The following is a 19,153-nucleotide window of genomic DNA, read 5'->3' as shown; positions in this document are numbered from 1 at the left end:
GGAAACGACGACGGGCCCCGAAGGGCCCGTCGCGTTACATCAGTGAAGCAGGTGCAGCCTGGATCAGAAGCGGGCGCCGATGCCGAAGCCGACGGTCCACGGATCCATCTTGGCTTCGCCGATCTTCTCGCCGCCAACCTTCACGTCCGGGCGGGCGCGCATGTAGCGGGCGTCAGCACGGGCGAACCAGGTGGAGTTGATGTTCATGTCCACGCCGACGGTGCCGATCACGCCCTTGGCATCCTTGAAGCGGATGTCGGTGTCAGCGCCGTTGCCCAGCTTCTCGTTGCTGAAGCTCGACTGGTAGTAGCCCACGCCCACGAACGGACGGAACACGTTGTCAGCCTGGCCGAAGTGGTACTGGCCGCTCAGCGCGATCGGCTGCTGCTCGACCGAGCCCAGGCGGGCGTTGGTCGGGCCCTTGAACTTGTTGTCGAACTTGTCGGCAGCGCCCCACAGTTCAACGGCCCAGTTGTCGTTGATGTAGTAGCTGAAGCTGACGGTCGGCGCCGGGCCACCATCGGTCTTCTTGACGCCGGTGATCGGGTCGTTCTTCGGTTCCAGCAGCGAGATGCCGCCAACAACGGCAAAATGCTTGCCCGAAGCGGTGTCGGTGCTGCTGCTGTCCTGGGCGAAAGCGGCCGGCGCGAAGGCGGCGGAGGTCAGCAGGGCGAGACTCAGGATACGGATGGAGCGCATGGGGGTATCTCCTAATGTTTCTTGTTTTGGGCCCCCGGTTGCGGGGCGAGCACACCGTAGTCGCCCCAACATGAATCGAATCCGACGCACGTTAAAAAATAGTTTCCCTTGTTCAGCGACTGGAGCGAAAAGCCTGTTTTCATGGGCTTTTCGGCCTTCGGCGACATTCATGCAGTTGGAGACGATGTGAGCGAAGCAACGGTGTGCATCGGCCTGCAAGCGCAGGTGAAGGCGGATTGCAGGGTGCTGCTGCTGGGCTCGATGCCCGGCGTTGCGTCATTGCAGGAGCAGCGCTACTACGCGCATCCGCGCAATCGCTTCTGGCCTGTGCTGGCCGATATCTGTGGCTTCAATGTGGCCCTGGCGTACCCGCAACGGCTGCGCGCACTGCAGGCAGCCGGTGTGGGTCTGTGGGATGTGATCGGTCAGTGCGAGCGGCGTGGCAGCCTGGATGCCGACATCGTGCGTGGCACGGAAGTACCCAATGCGCTGCCGGCATTGATCGCTTCGCTTCCTGAGCTGGAGCTGATCGGCTGCAACGGTGCGGCATCGCTGAAGGCATTCCAGCGTTGGGTGCTGCCCGGCCTGGAGGCGCCGCCAAGGCTGCTGGCGCTGCCGTCCACCAGCCCGGCCAACGCGGCCTGGTCACTGCCGCGGCTGCGCCAGGCCTGGCAGCCGGTAGCCGACGCACTGGCGACATGAAGCGGACATCGTCCGGACAATACGCTACCGACTGGTCGCGGCCGCAACCCATGAGCAACAGCGTGTCCCGGCTGCGTGAGTACTGAAAACACCTGTAACGGTTGGCGCTGGCCCCCGCTGGCCGCACAATAGACGTTTCCCTACACCAGATTGCCGGAGTTATCCCCATGGCCGAAATCAAGGAAGCACTTGTCCCCGATATCGGTGACTACAGCGATATCCCGGTAATCGAGGTGCTTGTCGCCGTCGGCGACACGGTCAAGAAGGACCAGGGCCTGGTGACGCTGGAAAGCGACAAGGCGACCATGGAAGTGCCGTCGGCCGTCGCCGGCGTGGTCAAGGAGATCAAGGTCAAGGTCGGTGACACCCTGTCCGAGGGCAAGGTCGTGGCGCTGATCGAAGTGGCTGAAGGCGAGGCGGCCAAGCCGGCCGCTGCCGCCCCGGCACCGGCCAAGGCCGCTGCCCCGGCTGCCGCCACCCAGAGCGCGCCGGCCCCGGCCGCAGCTGCGCCGGCCGCTCCGGCTGCCAGCGGTGGTGCGGTTGAAGCGCTGGTGCCGGATATCGGCGACTATTCCGGCATTCCGGTCATCGAAGTGCTGGTCGCCGTCGGCGACACGGTCAAGAAGGACCAGGGCCTGGTCACGCTGGAAAGCGACAAGGCCACCATGGAAGTGCCGTCGTCGGTGGCTGGCGTGGTCAAGGAGCTGAAGGTCAAGGTCGGCGACACTCTGTCGCAGGGCAATGTGGTCGCCATCATCGAGGCCGAGGGCGCTGCCGCGCCGGCGCCGACCAAGGCAGCCGCTGCTGCCGCTCCGGCTGCCGCCGAGACCGCCACCAAGGTCGAGCCGGTCGCTGTGCCGGCGCAGCCGGACAAGCTGGCGGCCCGCGAGGTCGCCTCGGCCGGTACCCCGTCCAGCCCGCCGGTGCAGTTCAACGCCGATGGCGTGCTGCCGGCCAAGGTGCCGTATGCCACCCCGGCGGTGCGTGTGTTCGCCCGCGAACTGGGCGTGGACCTGCTGCAGATCAACGGCACCGAGAAGGGGGGCCGCATCACCAAGGGTGACGTGCAGAAGTTCGTCAAGGCCGCACTCAGCGGTGGCGTGCCGGCTGCCGGCGGTGCTGCTGTCGCTGCCGGTGGTGGCCTGAACCTGCTGCCGTGGCCGAAGGTCGACTTCAGCAAGTTCGGCGAGACCGAAGTCCAGCCGCTGTCGCGCATCAAGAAGATCTCGGGTGCGAACCTGGCCCGCAACTGGGCCATGATCCCGCACGTCACCCAGTTCGAACAGGCCGACATTACCGATCTGGAAGGCCTGCGCGTGGCGCTGAACAAGGAAAACGAGAAGGCCGGCATCAAGCTGACCATGCTCGCCTTCCTGATCAAGGCCAGCGCCGCGGCGCTGAAGAAGTTCCCGGAATTCAACGCCTCGCTCGATGCCAGCGGTGAAAACCTGACCCTGAAGAAGTACTTCCACATCGGCTTTGCCGCCGACACGCCGAACGGCCTGGTCGTGCCGGTCATCCGCGACGTGGACAAGAAGGGCGTGGTGCAGATCGCGCAGGAAACCGGCGAACTGGCCAAGAAGGCGCGCGACGGCAAGCTCGGCCCGGCCGACATGAGTGGCGGCTGCTTCTCGATCAGCTCGCTGGGCGGCATCGGCGGCACCGCGTTCACCCCGATCGTCAATGCACCGGAAGTGGCCATCCTCGGCGTCTCCAAGTCGTCCATCCAGCCGGTCTGGAACGGCAAGGAGTTCGCACCGAAGCTGATGCTGCCGCTGTCGCTGAGCTACGACCACCGCGTCATCGACGGCGCACTGGCCGCACGCTTCACCACGTACCTGTCGCAGGTACTGGCCGACATGCGCCGCGTGCTGCTGTAAGGCACCGCTTCGCCCCCACCGTGCGGCCGCCGCCCCTGGCGCGGCCGTGTGAACAGATGCAGTGACAGCCCGCCGGCACCGTCGCGCGGGCACGAGGAAAACCCACCATGGCCACGATTGAAGTCAAGGTTCCCGACATCGGCGATTACAGCGATGTGCCGGTGATCGAAGTGTTGGTCGCCGTCGGCGACACGGTGAAGAAGGATCAGGGTCTGGTGACCCTGGAGTCGGACAAGGCCACCCTGGAAGTGCCGTCCTCGGCCGCCGGTGTGGTCAAGGAAATCAAGGTCAAGCTCGGCGACACCCTGTCCGAAGGCGCTGTGGTCGTGGTGCTGGACGCCGAAGGCGCCGCCGAAGCCCCGGCCAAGGCCGCCGAGCCGGCCGCAGCTGCGGCCGCCCCGGCCAGCAAGCCGCCGGTGACCCCGTCGCACCGCGCCCCGGCTGAGCCGGCGGCGCCGAAGCCGGCGCTGTCCAGCGGCAAGCCGGCCGACATCGAATGCGAAATGGTCGTGCTGGGCTCGGGCCCGGGAGGCTATACCGCCGCCTTCCGCGCCGCCGACGTCGGCCTGGATACGGTGCTGGTCGAGCGTTACGCCAGCCTCGGTGGCGTCTGCCTCAACGTGGGCTGCATTCCGTCCAAGGCGCTGCTGCACGCTGCAGCGGTCATCGACGAAGTGGCCCACGCCGGTGATTTCGGCGTCGAGTTCGGCAAGCCGACCATCACCCTGGACAAGCTGCGCGAGTACAAGGAAAAGGTCGTCAACCAGCTGACCAAGGGCCTGGCCGGCATGGCCAAGCAGCGCAAGGTCCGCAGCGTGCAGGGCGTCGGCAAGTTTGTCTCGGCCAACGAACTGGAAATCACCGCGGCTGACGGCAGCACCCAGCTGCTGCGCTTCCAGAAGTGCATCATCGCCGCCGGTTCGCAGGCAGTGAAGCTGCCGAACTTCCCGTGGGACGACAAGCGCGTGATGGACTCCACCGACGCGCTGGAGCTGGCCGAAGTGCCGGGCTCGCTGCTGGTCGTCGGCGGCGGCATCATCGGCCTGGAAATGGCCACCGTGTACAGCGCGCTGGGCAGCAAGGTGACCGTGGTCGAGTTCATGGACCAGCTGATGCCGGGCGCCGACAAGGACCTGGTCAAGCCGCTGGCCGACCGCCTGAAGAAGCAGGGCATCGAAGTCCACCTGAAGACCAAGGCCTCCGGCGTCACCGCCGATGCCAAGGGCATCACCGTCACCTTCGAAGCGGCCGAGGAAGGCCAGGCGCCTGCCCTGGCGCAGGGCACCTTCGATCGCGTGCTGGTGGCCGTGGGTCGCTCGCCGAACGGCAAGAAGATCGATGCCGAGAAGGCCGGCGTGCAGGTCACCGACCGCGGCTTCATTCCGGTCGACCGCCAGATGCGCACCAACGTGCCGCACATCTTTGCCATCGGCGACATCGTCGGCAACCCGATGCTGGCCCATAAGGCCACGCACGAGGGCAAGCTGGCTGCCGAAGTGGCTGCCGGCCACAAGAAGGAGTGGGTGGCCCGCGTGATTCCGTCGGTGGCTTACACCAACCCGGAAATCGCCTGGGTCGGCGTGACCGAAACCGAAGCCAAGGCCAAGGGCCTGAAGGTCGGCGTGGCCAAGTTCCCGTGGGCCGCCAGTGGCCGCGCGATCGGCATCGGCCGCACCGAGGGCTTCACCAAGCTGATCTTCGACGAAGAGACCCATCGCATCATCGGTGGTGCCATCGTTGGTGTGCATGCCGGCGACCTGCTGGCCGAGATCGGCCTGGCCATCGAGATGGGTGCGGAGGCGGAAGACATCGGCCACACCATCCATGCCCACCCGACGCTGAGCGAGTCGGTGGCGATGGCCTCGGAAATCTACGACGGCACGATCACCGATCTGTACATGCCGAAGAAGAAGTAAGGCGCCCGCGCCTTCGCGAACGAGAAGCCCCGGCATTTGCTGGGGTTTTTTGTTTCTCCGCTCCGGATTTTTGCGAGCGGTGGGGCCGCTGCGCGGGTGGCAGGCGTTTGGACAAATGTCCCCCGTCGTCCGCCTGCGGCGGTCGCCTCCTCCTTTACTTTGTCCAAACGCCTGCCACCCGCGCAGCGGCTCGGCTTGCGGATAGTCGAGAGCCACAGCTTGGCCCGCCTGGATGCCTGACACGCGGGGGAAGAGGGGCTTGCGTGCGAAGTAAAGGAGGAGGTGACGGCCGCAGGCCGGTGCCGGGGGACATTCGCACGCAAGCCCCTCTTCCCCCAGCGCTCGACCAACCTGCTTCTCTGCTCGACGATGCAAAGAAAAAGCGCGGCCCCGATGTTCCGGAGGCCGCGCCAGGAGAGAGTGTGCCGTGGAAGGGGCGGGGGATCAGAACACGAAGCTGACGCCGGCCACCGGGCCCTTGAATTCCTGCTTCAGGCCGATGGTGCCGTCGCTGCCCTTCTTGTCCGCGTCGAGCTTGAACCAGTCGTAGCCAGCGAACACACCGAAGTTCTTCGTGAAGCGGTAATCGACGATGGCGTTGGCGCGGCTCAGGTCGCCCTTGTAGTCATCGAAGCTGCCCCAGCGCGTGTTGAGATACTGGCCCTGCAGCGTGATCATCCACTTTTCCGACGGGGTGAAGCTCAGGCGCGCACCGACCACCGGCGCCACGCCGTCCGTCTTCTCATTGAGGAACTGGCCTTCGTAGACGGTGCCCAGATCGGCGTAGGCCTTGGTGCTGACCTTGGCGTACTCGGCACCCAGCTGCAGGCCGAGGTCGAAGGTATCGGTGTCCACCACCGAGTAGTCATAGACCAGGCTGGCGACCTGGTATTTCAGTTCGCCCTTGACGAAGCTGCCGGACGGCACGTTGACGTCACCGAAGGAGATGTCCTGGCCAAGGGTCTCGCGGCGGTCCTTGTCGTACTTGAAGTAGTTGAACAGCAGGCGCTGGCGGTTGCTGATGCGGAACATGCCGTCGATGCGCGGTTCCCACTCCTTGCCACCCAGCTTGAAGTCCTCGGAGAAGCCGATGTCCTGGCCGGCGACGTTGGTCTTGCCGCGAAGGGTGTTGTCCGAGTCGATGTTCATCGCACCCAGGCGCAGGGCGAAGCGGTCGTCGCCTTCAGCGGCGTGGGCGGCAGTGGCGAACGAAGCGCCGACGGCGAGCAGGGAGAGGGCGAGCAGGGTGGGTACGGGGCGCATCGAAGAGTCCTTGCAGTGGTTCATTAGAATGAAGACCACTGTGCCGGACAGGCCCGTCCACCATCCGTGAACGTATGGTCCACGAAGTGTGCACGGTTCAGCGCTGTCGCGACGATGCAAAAAGATGGCCCCGGAGCCGGGCTTCGGGGCCATCGTGGGACCTGCGGGGCGGAGCGTCGACGAGGTTGCTGCAGGCAGGTCGAAAGATCGGACCGGCGCATTCGGTGAAAGTTCCGCGGCCTGCGACCAAAGTTCAATACTGCGCTGCAACATCATACGGACGTCATTGTCCCCTGGGTGGCACGCAAAAATGTAACCGTTACCGCAACTTGCGGCCTCCCGGGATGAACAGGGAGCGGTTGTCTCGCAAATTGTCCCATTGCTATAATTTGGCGGCTCGATGAGGCCCCCCTGCTGTAGTCGCCTCAGCCCTCCACTTGCAACCACGCGGGACGTCCTGTGCTGAACTCCGTTGATGCGGGTCGGCGACTGATGCTGCGCGCCGCGGTCTACCCGCTGGCCGCAGTGGCTGTCCTGGCCCTGGCCTTCCTGCTGGTAGGTCCGAAATATGCCCTCGGCGCGCTGGCGTCCGGTGTGGCCATTTCGGCCGGTGGCTGGGTGGCGGCACGGATGGCACTGGGCGGTGGGGCACTGGCCGCAGGATCGGCGATGGCTCGCCTGATCATTGCGATCGTGGCCAAGTGGGTGGTGGTTTTCGGCGTCCTGCTGGTGGGGTTCCTGGTCTTCAAGCTGCCTGCATTGGCGCTGTTGGCCGGTATCGCCGTCGGCTTGATGTTCCAGGTCCTGGCGATGGCCAGGCGTTGACAGAATTCAATTAACTGAAGGTTCCGGACACATGGCGGGCGAGGCTCTAACCCCTACCAGCTACATCCAGCATCACCTGCACAACCTGACCGCGCCGGTCGGCAAGGGTGAGGGTATGTTCTGGCATATCCACGTCGATACCTTCCTCACCGCGGTCCTGATGGGCCTGGTGATCGTTGTCGCGTTCTGGCTGGGCACCCGCAAGGCCACCGCCGGCGTGCCGGGCAAGTGGCAGGCCTTCGTCGAGATCTGCCTGGAGTTCGTCGACCGCCAGGCCAAGGACACCTACCACGGCAAGAGCAAGCTGGTCACGCCGATCGCCATCACCATCTTCTTCTGGATTCTGCTGATGAATCTGCTGAAGATGATCCCGGCCGATTTCATCGCCAAGCCGCTGGAATGGGTGGGCGTGCACTACTGGAAGCCGGTGCCGACCGCTGACGTCAATGCCACCCTGGGCATGGCCATCAGCGTGTTCTTCCTGATGCTGTTCTTCGCGCTCAAGTCCAAGGGCCTGGGCGGCTTCATCAAGGAATTCCTGACGGCGCCGTTCGGCAAGTGGATGATGCCGTTCAACCTGATCCTCAACATCGTCGAGTGGCTGAGCAAGCCGATCTCGCTGGCGATGCGACTGTTCGGCAACATGTTCGGCGGCGAAATCGTGTTCCTGCTGATCTGGGTGCTGGGTGGTGCCGGTTTCTTCGGTGCCATTGCCGGTGGTGTGTTCGGCCTCGGCTGGATGCTGTTCCACCTGCTGGTGATCCCGCTGCAGGCCTTCATCTTCATGATGCTGTCGATCGTGTACCTGAGCCTGTCGGAAGACGCTCACTGAGTTTCAAGCTTCAACGCGTTTCAACCTTCATCCGTTTCATCACCCTTAGCAACTTAAGTTCCTGGAGATAACCATGTACTTCGCCGTCCTGACCAACTTCGCGCAGATTCAGAGCTCCACCGCCCTTGCCGTCGGCATCATGATCGGCCTGGCCGCGCTGGGCGCCGGTCTGGGTCTGGCCATCATGGCTGGTAAGTTCCTGGAGTCGGCCGCCCGCCAGCCGGAACTGATCCCGGTCCTGCAGGTCCGCATGTTCATCACCGCCGGCCTGATCGACGCCGCGTTCATCATCTCGGTCGCCGTCGGCCTGCTGCTGGCCTTCGCCAACCCGCTGTCGGCTGCCTTCGCTGGCGCCGTCACCAAGGCTCTGGCCGGCTGATACAGCGGTTTGAGACGACCGGGTGCTGATGCACCCGGTTTCGGATGAAGGCCGGATGCGCCGCTACGGCGGCGCGTCCACCCCGAAACCAGCGATCGAGCTAACCATGAATATCAATTTCACCCTTCTTGCGCAGGCGCTGGCCTTCGCTGGTCTGATCTGGATCATCGCGACCAAGATCTGGCCGCCGCTGATGAACGCGATCGAAGAGCGCCAGCAGAAGATTGCTGAAGGCCTCGCTGCTGCCGACCGCAGCCAGAAAGATCTGGCCCAGGCGCAGGAGAAGGTCAACGAAGCGCTGAAGGAAGCACGTACCAAGGCCAACGAGATCATCGATCAGGCCCACGCACGTGCCAACCAGATCGTTGATGCTGCCCGTAACGAAGCGATCACCGAAGCCACCCGTCAGAAGGAACTGGCCCAGGCTGAAATCGACGCCGCCGCCAACCGTGCCCGTGAAGATCTGCGCAAGCAGGTGTCCGCGCTGGCCGTGACCGGTGCCGAAAAGCTGCTCAAGCGCGAAATCGACGCCAACGCCCACAAGGCGCTGCTCGACGAGCTGGCCTCGGAGATCTAAGGATGAGCCAGGCCCTCACGCTTGCCCGCCCGTACGCCCGCGCCGCGTTCGCGACCGCGCGCGACGAAGGCGCGTTCGCGCCGTGGTCGGATGCCCTGGCGTTCTCCGCCCACGTCGCCGCCGACCCGCGCGTGGCGGCCCTGCTCGCCAACCCGGAGCTGGGTCGTGACGACGCCGTCGCCCTGCTGGCGCCGGTGTCCCACGGCGAGACCTACTCGCGCTTCCTGGCCATCCTGGCCGAATCGCATCGTCTGCCGCTGCTGCCGGAGATTTCCGGCATGTTCGACGCCCTGCGCGCCGAAGCCGAGCACGTGGTCAAGGCCACCGTCACCTCGGCCGCCGAACTGTCGGCCGGTGAGCTGGACGCGATCAAGGTCGCGCTGCGCAAGCGCTTCAACCGCGAGGTCGACGTGACCACCGCGGTCGATGCCTCGCTGATCGGCGGCGCCGTGATCGACGCCGGCGACGTGGTCATCGATGGTTCGCTGAAGGGCAAGCTGGCCCGTCTGCAGACCGCGCTCGCTAACTGAATTCATTTAACGTCCGGCCCCGCTGCCGGCACTAGGACTTGACGATGGCAACCACGCTCAACCCCTCCGAAATCAGCGAACTGATCAAGAACCGCATCGAGAAGGTCAAGCTGGCCGCGGAATCGCGCAACGAAGGCACCGTGACCAGCGTGTCCGACGGCATCGTGCGCATCTTCGGTCTGGCCGACGTGATGCAGGGCGAAATGATCGAACTGCCGAACAACACCTTCGCCCTCGCCCTGAACCTGGAGCGCGACTCGGTCGGCGCCGTGGTGCTGGGTGACTACGAGCACCTGCGCGAAGGCGACGTCGCCAAGACCACCGGCCGCATCCTGGAAGTGCCGGTCGGTCCGGAACTGCTGGGCCGCGTGGTGAACGCGCTGGGCGAGCCGATCGACGGCAAGGGCCCGCTGGGCACCGACCTGACCGCTCCGGTGGAGCGTGTTGCGCCGGGCGTGATCTGGCGCAAGTCGGTCGACCAGCCGGTGCAGACCGGCTACAAGTCGGTCGACTCGATGATCCCGATCGGCCGTGGCCAGCGCGAGCTGATCATCGGTGACCGCCAGACCGGCAAGACCGCGATGGCGATCGATGCCGTGATCAACCAGAAGGGCACCGGCATCAAGTGCGTGTACGTTGCGATCGGCCAGAAGGCTTCGACCATCGCCAACATCGTGCGCAAGCTGGAAGAGAACGGCGCGCTGGCCCACACCATCGTGGTGGCCGCGACCGCTTCCGAATCGGCTGCCATGCAGTACATCAGCGCCTACTCGGGCTGCACCATGGGTGAGTACTTCATGGACCGCGGCGAAGACGCGCTGATCGTGTACGACGATCTGTCCAAGCAGGCCGTCGCCTACCGCCAGATCTCGCTGCTGCTGAAGCGCCCGCCGGGCCGTGAAGCCTACCCGGGTGACGTGTTCTACCTGCACTCCCGTCTGCTCGAGCGCGCTGCCCGCGTGTCCGAGGAATACGTCGAGAAGTTCACCGAAGGCAAGGTCACCGGCAAGACCGGTTCGCTGACCGCGCTGCCGATCATCGAAACCCAGGCCGGCGACGTGTCCGCCTTCGTTCCGACCAACGTGATCTCGATCACCGACGGCCAGATCTTCCTGGAAACCGACCTGTTCAACGCCGGCATCCGCCCGGCCGTGAACGCCGGTATCTCGGTGTCGCGCGTCGGTGGCTCGGCCCAGACCAAGATCATCAAGAAGCTGTCGGGCGGCATCCGTATCTCGCTGGCCCAGTACCGCGAGCTGGCTGCGTTCGCGCAGTTCGCCTCGGACCTGGACGAAGCCACCCGCAAGCAGCTGGAGCGTGGCCAGCGCGTCACCGAGCTGATGAAGCAGAAGCAGTACGCGCCGATGTCGATCGCCAACCAGGCGCTGTCGATCTACGCCGTCAACGAGGGTTACCTCGACGACGTGCCGGTCAACAAGCTGCTGGCGTTCGAAGAAGGCCTGCACGCCCACTTCGCCAACACCCAGGGCGAACTGGTCAGCAAGGTCAACGCCACCGGCGGTTGGGACAACGACATCGAAGGTGCCTTCAAGAAGGGCATCGCCGAGTTCAAGACCACCGGCAGCTGGTAATCGCGGTCCTGTAGAGCGGAGCCTCTGGCTCCGCTGGACCAGATGACAAACGGTTGAACAACGCGGGGCAGCAGCCCCGCGCCACGGGAAACAAGAGATGGCAAGCGGACGCGAAATCAAAACCAAGATCAAGAGCGTGCAGAACACCCGCAAGGTGACGCGCGCCCTGGAAATGGTCTCGGCCTCCAAGATCCGCAAGGCGCAGGATCGGATGAAGACCTCGCGTCCGTACGCGCAGGCGATGAAGCAGGTGATCGGTCACCTGGCCCAGGCCAGCACCGACTACCAGCATCCGTTCCTGGTCGAGCGTGAGCAGGTCAAGCGGGTCGGCTTCATCGTGATCTCCTCCGATCGCGGCCTGGCCGGCGGCCTGAACAACAACCTGTTCCGCAAGATGCTGGGCGAAGCCAAGGCATGGCAGGACAAGGGTGCGGAAGTGGACCTGGTGACCATCGGCCAGAAGGCTTCGACCTTCTTCCGCCGCGTGAAGGTCAACATGGTCGGCAGCGTGACCCACATCGGCGACGTGCCGAAGCTGGAATCGCTGATCGGTGTGATCAAGGTCATGCTCGACGCCTTCACCGAAGGCAAGATCGACCGCGTGTACCTGGTCTACAACCGCTTCGTGAACACCATGGTGCAGAAGGCCAGCTTCGATCAGCTGCTGCCGCTGCCGCCGGCTGAGAAGCAGGTCGCTCACCACGACTGGGACTACCTGTACGAACCCGATGCCGCGACCGTGCTCGAGCACGTGATGACGCGTTACATCGAGTCGCTGGTGTACCAGGCACTGCTGGAAAACGTCGCCTCCGAGCATGCGGCACGCATGGTTGCGATGAAGGCGGCGAGCGACAACGCCAACAAGCTGATCGGCACCCTGCAGCTCGTCTACAACAAGGCGCGCCAGGCAGCGATCACCCAGGAAATCTCCGAAATCGTCGGCGGCGCGGCAGCAGTCTGACCGCGTTCGTTCAAAGCACACATTAGAGGATGCAGCAATGAGTCAGGGCAAGATCGTTCAGATCATCGGCGCGGTCGTCGACGTCGAATTCCCGCGTGAATCGGTGCCGAAGGTGTACGACGCACTGAAGGTGGAAAACACCGAGATCACCCTCGAAGTCCAGCAGCAGCTGGGCGACGGCGTGGTGCGTACCATCGCCCTCGGTTCCACCGACGGCCTGAAGCGCAACCTGGTTGCCGTCAACACCGGCCGTGGCATCTCGGTGCCGGTCGGCGCTGGCACCCTGGGCCGCATCATGGACGTGCTCGGCCGTCCGATCGACGAAGCCGGCCCGGTGGCCGCCAGCGACAGCTGGGAAATCCACCGTGCGGCCCCGTCGTACGAAGACCAGTCCCCGGCCACCGAACTGCTGGAAACCGGCATCAAGGTCATCGACCTGATGTGCCCGTTCGCCAAGGGCGGCAAGGTCGGCCTGTTCGGCGGCGCCGGCGTCGGCAAGACCGTCAACATGATGGAGCTGATCAACAACATCGCCAAGGCGCACAGCGGTCTGTCCGTGTTCGCCGGCGTGGGTGAGCGTACCCGTGAGGGCAACGACTTCTACCACGAAATGAAGGACTCCAACGTCCTCGACAAGGTGGCGATGGTGTACGGCCAGATGAACGAGCCGCCGGGCAACCGTCTGCGCGTCGCCCTGACCGGCCTGACCATGGCCGAGTACTTCCGCGACGAGAAGGACGAAAACGGCAAGGGCAAGGACGTCCTGCTGTTCGTCGACAACATCTACCGCTACACCCTGGCCGGTACCGAAGTGTCGGCACTGCTGGGCCGCATGCCGTCCGCCGTGGGTTACCAGCCGACCCTGGCCGAGGAAATGGGCGTCCTGCAGGAGCGCATCACCTCGACCAAGAACGGTTCGATCACCTCGATCCAGGCCGTCTACGTTCCCGCGGACGACCTGACCGACCCGTCGCCGGCAACCACCTTCGCCCACCTGGACTCGACCGTGACCCTGTCGCGTTCGATCGCCTCGCTGGGTATCTACCCGGCCGTCGATCCGCTGGACTCCACCAGCCGCCAGATGGACCCGCTGGTCATCGGCCACGAGCACTACGACACCGCCCAGCGCGTCCAGCAGACCCTGCAGAAGTACAAGGAACTGAAGGACATCATCGCGATCCTGGGCATGGACGAACTGTCCGAAGAGGACAAGCAGGCCGTGTCGCGCGCCCGTAAGATCGAGCGCTTCTTCAGCCAGCCGTTCCACGTGGCCGAAGTGTTCACCGGTTCGCCGGGCAAGTACGTGCCGCTGAAGGACACCATCCGTGGCTTCAAGGCCATCGTCGATGGCGAGTACGACCACCTGCCGGAGCAGGCGTTCTACATGGTCGGCGGCATCGAAGAAGCGGTCGAGAAGGCCAAGAAGATGGCCGAGAAGGCCTGATCCGGGGCGGGCGGGAGCGATCCTGCCCGACCTGACGCCGGCGCCGGGCAACCGCCCGCGCCGGTGGACTCCCACGGTGGCATTGCGCCGCCGCGAACAGCGAAGAGATTTGCATGAGCACGATCCGTTGCGACATCGTCAGCGCCGAGCAGGAAATCTTCCGTGGCGAAGCGACCCTGGTCGTGGCCACCGGTGAGCTGGGCGAACTGGGCATCGCGCCCAAGCACGCGCCGCTGATCACCCGCCTGAAGCCGGGCAAGGTGGTGGTGACCACGCCGAACGGCGAGCAGCTGGATTTCGCCATTTCCGGCGGCATCCTGGAAGTGCAGCCGCAGGTGGTGACCGTGCTGGCCGACACCGCGATCCGCGCGCAGGACATCGACGAAGCCTCGGTCCGCAAGGCCAAGGAAGAAGCCGAGCGCATCCTGGCCAACCGCGGCGAGGCGATGGAAGTGGCTGAAGCCCAGCAGAAGCTGGCCGAAGCCGTCGTCCAGCTGCAGGCGCTGGAGCGCCTGCGCAAGAACCTCAAGCACTGACACGTGCTAGGGAACCATCGGCAGCCATGCCGGTAGTGATGGAAGATCGCCGGCTCAGTGCCGGCGATTTTCGTTGAGGAGAAGGGAGGCATGCACGGAATGCAGTACGCATCGGCCCCGAGCATCGGCGCCACGGATGCAGCCCGTTCCCGATGGGCTCGGCCTGAAACGCTGTGGGTGGCAAGCTGGCTGCTGCTGTGCATGCCGTGGCTGATCGGTACCAAGGTCATTCCGTACGACGCCGTGCAGCAGTTCTTCCCGGCGGTCAGTTTCAGTGCCGAGCAGCTTCGGAACCTGCAGGCCCCTTGGTGGAATCCCTACCTGTTCGGTGGCTATCCGCAGATCGCCGATCCGCAGATGATGACGCTGCAACCGACCATGGTCCTGCCGATGCTGCTGGCGCCGGCGTCGTTGCATCTGTTCACCGTGGTGGTGCTGCTGCATGTGCTGGCGGGTGGCTTCGGCGCGCTGCGCCTGGCGCGTTCATTCGGACTTTCTGCACCCGCACAGTGGTTCTTTGCGATGGTGCTGATGTTCGGTGCGGTGGCAGCCTCCCGCCTGCAGCACACGCCGATGATCGTCAGCTACAGCCTGCTTCCCTGGATCTGGTTGGGCCTGTCGACTGTTCGGAACCGGGGCCGCGCGCGTGACGTGCTGCTGGCGGGACTTGCAGGCGGCCTGTGCGCGCTGCAGCTGACCCAGGTGACCTACTTCATCATCCTGGCGTGTGCCGTGTACGCCGCAGGCGCAGTGCTGTCGGCAACAGGCAAGCGCTTCCGCCTCGCATTGCAGCTGTCCGCGGTCGCCCTGATCGCCGCCGCCGTGAGCGCCCCCCAGTGGCTTTCCACGTTGGCCTGGCTGGGTGACACCAATCGTGATGGCATGACCCTGGAGATGGCGCTGGCCGGTGCGATGCACTCGCAGGGGCTGGTAACACTGCTATCGGGAAATGTGTTCTCGCAGGTACGTGGGGTCAGCTGGTCCTTCGGCGATATCACCACGGACTACCTCTATTTCGGCGCGGTGCCACTGGCGCTCTGGCTGGCCTGGGGCGGCAGCGTTGTGCACAGGCAGCGACGGGCCACCTGTCTGGCGCTCGGTGTACTGCTGTTGACGACACTGGTCGCGCTGGGTGACGTCACTCCGCTGTTCGCATGGCTCTTCAGCGGATTGCCGGGTCTTGATCTGTTCCGACGGCCCTCTGACGCGCTGTTCCTTGCGGTACCGGCAGCGGCCTGGCTGGGTGCACAGGCGTTGCAGGTTGCGTTGGAAAAGCGCGCACTGCGCCCGCACCGGGTGTCGTTGGTGGTAGTCGTTGTCCTGGTGTGCGTTGCCTCCTGGCTGGCCGCGAGCCACGGGCATCTGGAAGCCTTTGCGTGGCTGGCAGTCAGTGCCGGCATCGGCACTGCCGCGGTGCAGCTGCTGCGCCGGCATCCGGCTCCGGTGCGCTGGCTGATCGCACTGGTCGTGTTCGACATGCTGCTGTTCAACGTGGGAACACGCTTCAATACATCGGGCGCCCGTCCGCCGGTAATGACGGCCGAGCGCAATGGCGCCACGCAGCGCGCCTATACGCTGCTCGCCGCCGAACGGCGCACTGGCCTGCCCGAGCGCGCCATCGTCTTCGGCATCGGCGTGCTGACCAATGGCGCGGCTGTGCATGCGATTCCACTGGCCAATGGCTACAACCCGCTGCTGTCCAGTGATTACCAGGACATGGTCGGCATGCCGACGGAGCCCGTGGCTGCTTTCCAGCAGAAGGCGACGACCCCTTGGGCTCCCGACATGGACGCCCCCGTGTACGACCTGCTGGGTGTCCGCTGGCTGCTGTCACCGGAGCCGTTTGCAGGGTCCGATGACCAAGGCAGCGACGTGCAGCTGGCGCTACGCGGAAGTGTGCTGCCGCGCACGCTCAACCCGCAACGGGTGCAGCGGCACAGTGAACGCCTGCCACCGGCCGCTGAGTTCAACCAGACGGACTTCAGTCAGGTGGTTTGGCTGCCCACCGGGCAGCAGACGGACTGCCCTGAACGTGAGGCGGGCCGGCTGAAGGTGCTCTCGCAGGCCTATCAGCCCGGAAGGATCGCCCTTGACGTGGACGCCGAGCATCCGGCGTGGCTGGTGATCAATGAGGTGACCGCCCAGGGCTGGCAGGCCCGGCTGGATGGCGGAGCGTCGTTGCCGCTGATGCGTGCCAACGGGCTCTTCCACGCGGTCTGTGTGCCCGCGGGGCGGCATCGTGTGGAACTTGGGTACAGCCCGCTGCAGCTGTGGCGGGATGGGCTGCCGAAGCGATTCGCCGCGGGTGGAGCAGGCTGAAGGTCTCAGCGGAAGACCACATGGCGCAGCAGCAGGAAGGAGATCATGGCGATCCCACCTTCGATCAGCGGCTTGGCCAGCCAGGCCCAATCCAATCCAAGGTGGCGGCTGGTCAAAGCGACCAGCACCGTGCTGGCGGCGGTAAGTGCGGCCCAGATTCCCAGAAAGCGTGAAAATCGACGCCAGCCAAGGCGCGCATCACCTGCGTTGGCAAAGGTGTAACGGCCGTTGAGCCAGAAGCCCAGCAGCATCCCGGCCAGGCGACCGGCAATGTTGGCAGGCACCACCGGCAGGCCCAGCGCGGTCGCGGTGACGAACACCAGCCAGTCGAGCAGCAGCTGCACGAGCCCGATGATGAGATAGGTGCTTCCCTGGCGGACGAGGCCCATCGGTGCGGTGAAGGAGGTGGGATGCACATGTTAACGGCCCACGCTCTAGAATCATCGGCAACGAACCACGGACTGCCGTTTCCATGACCCAACCCCTGCACGTCATCATCCTCGCCGCTGGCGCGGGCAAGCGAATGAAGTCGGTGCTGCCGAAGGTGCTGCAGCCGATCGCCGGCCAGCCGATGCTGGCGCATGTGATCGATGCGGCCCGCGAACTGCAGCCCTCGGCGATCCACGTGGTCTACGGCCATGGTGGTGAAGCGGTGCGCCAGTACTTCGCCGACCAGCCCGACCTGCAATGGGCTGAACAGGCACGGCAGCTGGGCACCGGCCATGCGGTGGCCCAGGCGATGCCGCAGGTGCCTGACGCCGCGCAGGTGCTGGTGCTGTACGGCGACGTGCCACTGATCCGCGCGCAGACCCTGCGCGACCTGCTGGCGCAGCCGGGTCGCCTGGCGGTGCTGGTCGCCGATGTCGATGACCCGACCGGCTACGGCCGCGTGCTGCGCGATGCCGAAGGCAAGGTGGGCTCCATTGTCGAGCAGAAGGACGCTACCGACGACCAGCTGCGTGTGCGCACGATCAATACCGGCATCATTGCCGCCGAGTCGACCGCGCTGCGGCGCTGGCTGTCGCAGTTGTCCAACAGCAACGCGCAGGGCGAGTACTACCTGACCGACGTGTTCGCCTTTGCCGCGCACGAGTACACCCCGGCCGAAATGGCACTGGTGGCCGACGCGCAGGAAGCCGAAGGGGCAAACGATCCCTGGCAGCTTGCGCAGCTGGAGCGTGCCTGGCAGCGCCGCGCGGTACGGGCCCTGTGCGCGCAGGGCGCGCGCGTGCGTGACCCGGCACGACTGGATATCCGTGGCACTGTCACCGTGGGCAGCGATGTGCTGATCGATGTCGACGTCGTTCTGGAAGGCCACATCGTGCTCGGCGACGGCGTCACCGTGGGCCCGTTCAACCGGCTGAAGGACGTCAATCTTGGCCCGGGCACCGAAGTGCGCGCGCATTGTGATCTTGAAGGCGTGGTAACCGAAGGTGCTGCGCTGGTAGGACCGTTCGCGCGGCTGCGTCCGGGGACCGTGCTCGCCGACGGCGTGCACGTGGGCAACTTCGTCGAGACCAAGAAGGTCACCCTCGGTGTTGGCAGCAAGGCCAACCATCTGACCTACCTGGGCGATGCGGTGATCGGCAGCAAGGTAAACATCGGTGCCGGCACCATCACCTGCAACTACGACGGCGTGAACAAGTCGACCACCACCATCGGCGACAACGCCTTCATTGGTTCCAATAGTTCGCTGGTAGCGCCGGTGACCATTGGCGACAGTGCGACGATTGCCGCCGGTTCGGTCATCACCCGCGACGCCCCGGATGGCAAGCTGACACTGGCACGTGCACGACAGGAAACCATCGATGGCTGGAAGCGCCCGCTCAAGAAGTCCTGAGCCACGCATCCCGCATGCCGACGAACTCGGCATGCTGCCGGCAATTGAACAACGTGCCGGTGAACTGCTGAAGGGTCACCAGGCCTACCCGGTGTTTGCCGGGCATGGTCTGGACCTGCCGACGCTGCAGGATGGCCTTCAACGTGGCCAGTTGTGGGTGGTGGATGCGGCTGACGGTGGTATCGCGGGTTACCTGCTGGCCGGCGAACTCTGCGGTGAATTCCATGTGCTGCAGATGGACGTGGATCCCGCACACGCGCGGCGTGGCCACGGCCGCGCTTTGCTGCGCCATGCCTTGGCGCAGGCGAGGGTGGGAGGCTACGCGGCCGCGGTGCTGACCACGCTGTCCGATGTGCCGTGGAATGCGGCCTTCTATGCCAGCGAAGGATTCGACGTAGTGCCCGAGGCGCAGTGGAACGATGGCCTGCGCGCGGTGATGGCCGAAGAGGCTGCGCTCGGGTTCCCGATGCACCTGCGGGTGGCGATGCGGCGATCCATCTCTTCGCTGGATGGCTGAAGGTCGGCCACCGGTCATGGGCGTTACTTTTCTTTGTGCGCAAAGAAAAGTAACCAAAAGAAACGCTCCGCCGGTCGCGAGCCGATGCTGCGCATCGGTGCCCTGCGCTTCTCGGTGAATCAGGGGACGGCGCCGAACTCGCTGCGCTCAAACATCGGCGCCTCTGCGCCCCAGATTCCCCGGCGATGCTTGGCTCGCTCAAGGCGGAACCAACATCCAGAGCCGCAGCTGCACCCAGTCGATTCAAACTACGCGTTGATCTCGTTGCGTTTGCTCTTGATGCTCCCGTTCCCCTGGAGCGCAGGATGCCGATGCCGCAGCTTTGGCAGGTGCCGACCTTG

At 65.0% G+C, this 19,153-nt stretch carries 18 protein-coding genes; 15 read left to right on the top strand and 3 right to left on the bottom strand.

The annotated features are described in order from the left end of the window. Positions 1–63: 63 nt before the first annotated feature. Positions 64–699, bottom strand: a complete 636-nt coding sequence (locus tag MG068_RS18265; protein WP_132810820.1) for an OmpW/AlkL family protein — start codon at positions 697–699, stop codon at positions 64–66. Positions 700–885: 186 nt separating this feature from the next. On the opposite strand from MG068_RS18265, the gene MG068_RS18260 reads away from it, so the two are divergent. The 3 genes from MG068_RS18260 (at position 886) to lpdA (ending at position 5,197) form a co-directional block, all read left to right on the top strand. Then, complete coding sequence (locus tag MG068_RS18260) at positions 886–1,401, top strand: DNA-deoxyinosine glycosylase (protein ID WP_132810819.1); 516 nt, start codon at positions 886–888, stop codon at positions 1,399–1,401. A gap of 167 nt (positions 1,402–1,568) precedes the next feature. Then, positions 1,569–3,281, top strand: coding sequence for a dihydrolipoyllysine-residue acetyltransferase (gene aceF, locus MG068_RS18255; RefSeq protein ID WP_071229582.1), 1,713 nt, complete (start codon positions 1,569–1,571; stop codon positions 3,279–3,281). 107 nt (positions 3,282–3,388) lie between these two features. Beyond that, positions 3,389–5,197: a dihydrolipoyl dehydrogenase gene (lpdA, locus tag MG068_RS18250; protein ID WP_132810818.1), complete on the top strand. Its 1,809-nt coding sequence runs from the start codon at positions 3,389–3,391 to the stop codon at positions 5,195–5,197. Positions 5,198–5,641: 444 nt separating this feature from the next. On the opposite strand, the gene MG068_RS18245 is transcribed toward lpdA, so the two are convergent. After that, positions 5,642–6,460, bottom strand: a complete 819-nt coding sequence (locus tag MG068_RS18245) for a hypothetical protein (protein ID WP_049435856.1) — start codon at positions 6,458–6,460, stop codon at positions 5,642–5,644. Between the two features lie 459 nt (positions 6,461–6,919). On the opposite strand from MG068_RS18245, the gene MG068_RS18240 reads away from it, so the two are divergent. The 10 genes from MG068_RS18240 to MG068_RS18195 all read left to right on the top strand — a co-directional run bounded on the left by MG068_RS18240 (position 6,920) and on the right by MG068_RS18195 (position 16,455). Next, positions 6,920–7,285, top strand: coding sequence for a hypothetical protein (locus MG068_RS18240; protein ID WP_006394654.1), 366 nt, complete (start codon positions 6,920–6,922; stop codon positions 7,283–7,285). Between the two features lie 31 nt (positions 7,286–7,316). Then, positions 7,317–8,117 carry a F0F1 ATP synthase subunit A gene (gene atpB / locus MG068_RS18235; protein ID WP_010481316.1) on the top strand — a complete coding sequence of 267 codons (801 nt, stop codon included), beginning with the start codon at positions 7,317–7,319 and terminating at the stop codon, positions 8,115–8,117. 73 nt (positions 8,118–8,190) lie between these two features. Then, positions 8,191–8,496 carry a F0F1 ATP synthase subunit C gene (gene atpE / locus MG068_RS18230; RefSeq protein ID WP_005411133.1) on the top strand — a complete coding sequence of 102 codons (306 nt, stop codon included), beginning with the start codon at positions 8,191–8,193 and terminating at the stop codon, positions 8,494–8,496. A 106-nt stretch (positions 8,497–8,602) separates the two neighbouring features. Further along, positions 8,603–9,073 carry a F0F1 ATP synthase subunit B gene (locus tag MG068_RS18225; protein ID WP_005419512.1) on the top strand — a complete coding sequence of 157 codons (471 nt, stop codon included), beginning with the start codon at positions 8,603–8,605 and terminating at the stop codon, positions 9,071–9,073. A 2-nt stretch (positions 9,074–9,075) separates the two neighbouring features. Beyond that, positions 9,076–9,603, top strand: a complete 528-nt coding sequence (locus MG068_RS18220; protein ID WP_005411131.1) for a F0F1 ATP synthase subunit delta — start codon at positions 9,076–9,078, stop codon at positions 9,601–9,603. Positions 9,604–9,647: 44 nt separating this feature from the next. After that, positions 9,648–11,195, top strand: coding sequence for a F0F1 ATP synthase subunit alpha (gene atpA, locus MG068_RS18215; protein ID WP_005411130.1), 1,548 nt, complete (start codon positions 9,648–9,650; stop codon positions 11,193–11,195). A gap of 97 nt (positions 11,196–11,292) precedes the next feature. After that, positions 11,293–12,156: a F0F1 ATP synthase subunit gamma gene (gene atpG / locus MG068_RS18210; protein WP_005411129.1), complete on the top strand. Its 864-nt coding sequence runs from the start codon at positions 11,293–11,295 to the stop codon at positions 12,154–12,156. Between the two features lie 37 nt (positions 12,157–12,193). Then, positions 12,194–13,600, top strand: coding sequence for a F0F1 ATP synthase subunit beta (gene atpD / locus MG068_RS18205; RefSeq protein WP_005411128.1), 1,407 nt, complete (start codon positions 12,194–12,196; stop codon positions 13,598–13,600). Between the two features lie 113 nt (positions 13,601–13,713). Then, positions 13,714–14,136: a F0F1 ATP synthase subunit epsilon gene (locus tag MG068_RS18200; protein WP_005419509.1), complete on the top strand. Its 423-nt coding sequence runs from the start codon at positions 13,714–13,716 to the stop codon at positions 14,134–14,136. A gap of 177 nt (positions 14,137–14,313) precedes the next feature. After that, a complete protein-coding gene (locus tag MG068_RS18195; RefSeq protein WP_132810817.1) occupies positions 14,314–16,455 on the top strand; it encodes a glycosyltransferase family protein in 2,142 nt (713 codons plus the stop codon). Between the two features lie 5 nt (positions 16,456–16,460). On the opposite strand, the gene MG068_RS18190 is transcribed toward MG068_RS18195, so the two are convergent. After that, a complete protein-coding gene (locus tag MG068_RS18190) occupies positions 16,461–16,844 on the bottom strand; it encodes a GtrA family protein (RefSeq protein ID WP_032129059.1) in 384 nt (127 codons plus the stop codon). Positions 16,845–16,927: 83 nt separating this feature from the next. Here MG068_RS18190 and glmU point away from each other — a divergent pair, with 83 nt between their 5' ends. Continuing rightward, positions 16,928–18,295, top strand: coding sequence for a bifunctional UDP-N-acetylglucosamine diphosphorylase/glucosamine-1-phosphate N-acetyltransferase GlmU (gene glmU / locus MG068_RS18185; RefSeq protein WP_132810816.1), 1,368 nt, complete (start codon positions 16,928–16,930; stop codon positions 18,293–18,295). Further along, positions 18,264–18,812, top strand: coding sequence for a GNAT family N-acetyltransferase (locus MG068_RS18180; protein WP_132810815.1), 549 nt, complete (start codon positions 18,264–18,266; stop codon positions 18,810–18,812). The genes glmU and MG068_RS18180 overlap by 32 nt, the downstream gene beginning before the upstream one ends. The last annotated feature ends 341 nt before the right edge of the window (positions 18,813–19,153 follow it).

The organism is Stenotrophomonas sp. ASS1, from assembly GCF_004346925.1.
GTDB classification, from domain to species: Bacteria; Pseudomonadota; Gammaproteobacteria; order Xanthomonadales; family Xanthomonadaceae; genus Stenotrophomonas; species Stenotrophomonas maltophilia_A.
The sequence above is the reverse complement of the archived record's forward strand: the minus strand, read 5'-3'. Positions and strand labels throughout refer to the sequence as shown.

Bases quoted from the DNA above. Each gene is read 5' to 3' on its own strand.
- atpB (WP_010481316.1), top strand. From the start codon at position 7,317: ATGGCGGGCGAGGCTCTAACCCCTACCAGCTACATCCAGCATCACCTG.
- atpA (WP_005411130.1), top strand. From the start codon at position 9,648: ATGGCAACCACGCTCAACCCCTCCGAAATCAGCGAACTGATCAAGAAC.
- MG068_RS18190 (WP_032129059.1), bottom strand. From the start codon at position 16,844: ATGGGCCTCGTCCGCCAGGGAAGCACCTATCTCATCATCGGGCTCGTG.
- atpG (WP_005411129.1), top strand. From the start codon at position 11,293: ATGGCAAGCGGACGCGAAATCAAAACCAAGATCAAGAGCGTGCAGAAC.
- atpD (WP_005411128.1), top strand. From the start codon at position 12,194: ATGAGTCAGGGCAAGATCGTTCAGATCATCGGCGCGGTCGTCGACGTC.
- lpdA (WP_132810818.1), top strand. From the start codon at position 3,389: ATGGCCACGATTGAAGTCAAGGTTCCCGACATCGGCGATTACAGCGAT.
- MG068_RS18245 (WP_049435856.1), bottom strand. From the start codon at position 6,460: ATGCGCCCCGTACCCACCCTGCTCGCCCTCTCCCTGCTCGCCGTCGGC.
- MG068_RS18220 (WP_005411131.1), top strand. From the start codon at position 9,076: ATGAGCCAGGCCCTCACGCTTGCCCGCCCGTACGCCCGCGCCGCGTTC.
- MG068_RS18200 (WP_005419509.1), top strand. From the start codon at position 13,714: ATGAGCACGATCCGTTGCGACATCGTCAGCGCCGAGCAGGAAATCTTC.
- atpE (WP_005411133.1), top strand. From the start codon at position 8,191: ATGTACTTCGCCGTCCTGACCAACTTCGCGCAGATTCAGAGCTCCACC.
- MG068_RS18225 (WP_005419512.1), top strand. From the start codon at position 8,603: ATGAATATCAATTTCACCCTTCTTGCGCAGGCGCTGGCCTTCGCTGGT.
- glmU (WP_132810816.1), top strand. From the start codon at position 16,928: ATGACCCAACCCCTGCACGTCATCATCCTCGCCGCTGGCGCGGGCAAG.
- aceF (WP_071229582.1), top strand. From the start codon at position 1,569: ATGGCCGAAATCAAGGAAGCACTTGTCCCCGATATCGGTGACTACAGC.
- MG068_RS18180 (WP_132810815.1), top strand. From the start codon at position 18,264: ATGGCTGGAAGCGCCCGCTCAAGAAGTCCTGAGCCACGCATCCCGCAT.
- MG068_RS18265 (WP_132810820.1), bottom strand. From the start codon at position 699: ATGCGCTCCATCCGTATCCTGAGTCTCGCCCTGCTGACCTCCGCCGCC.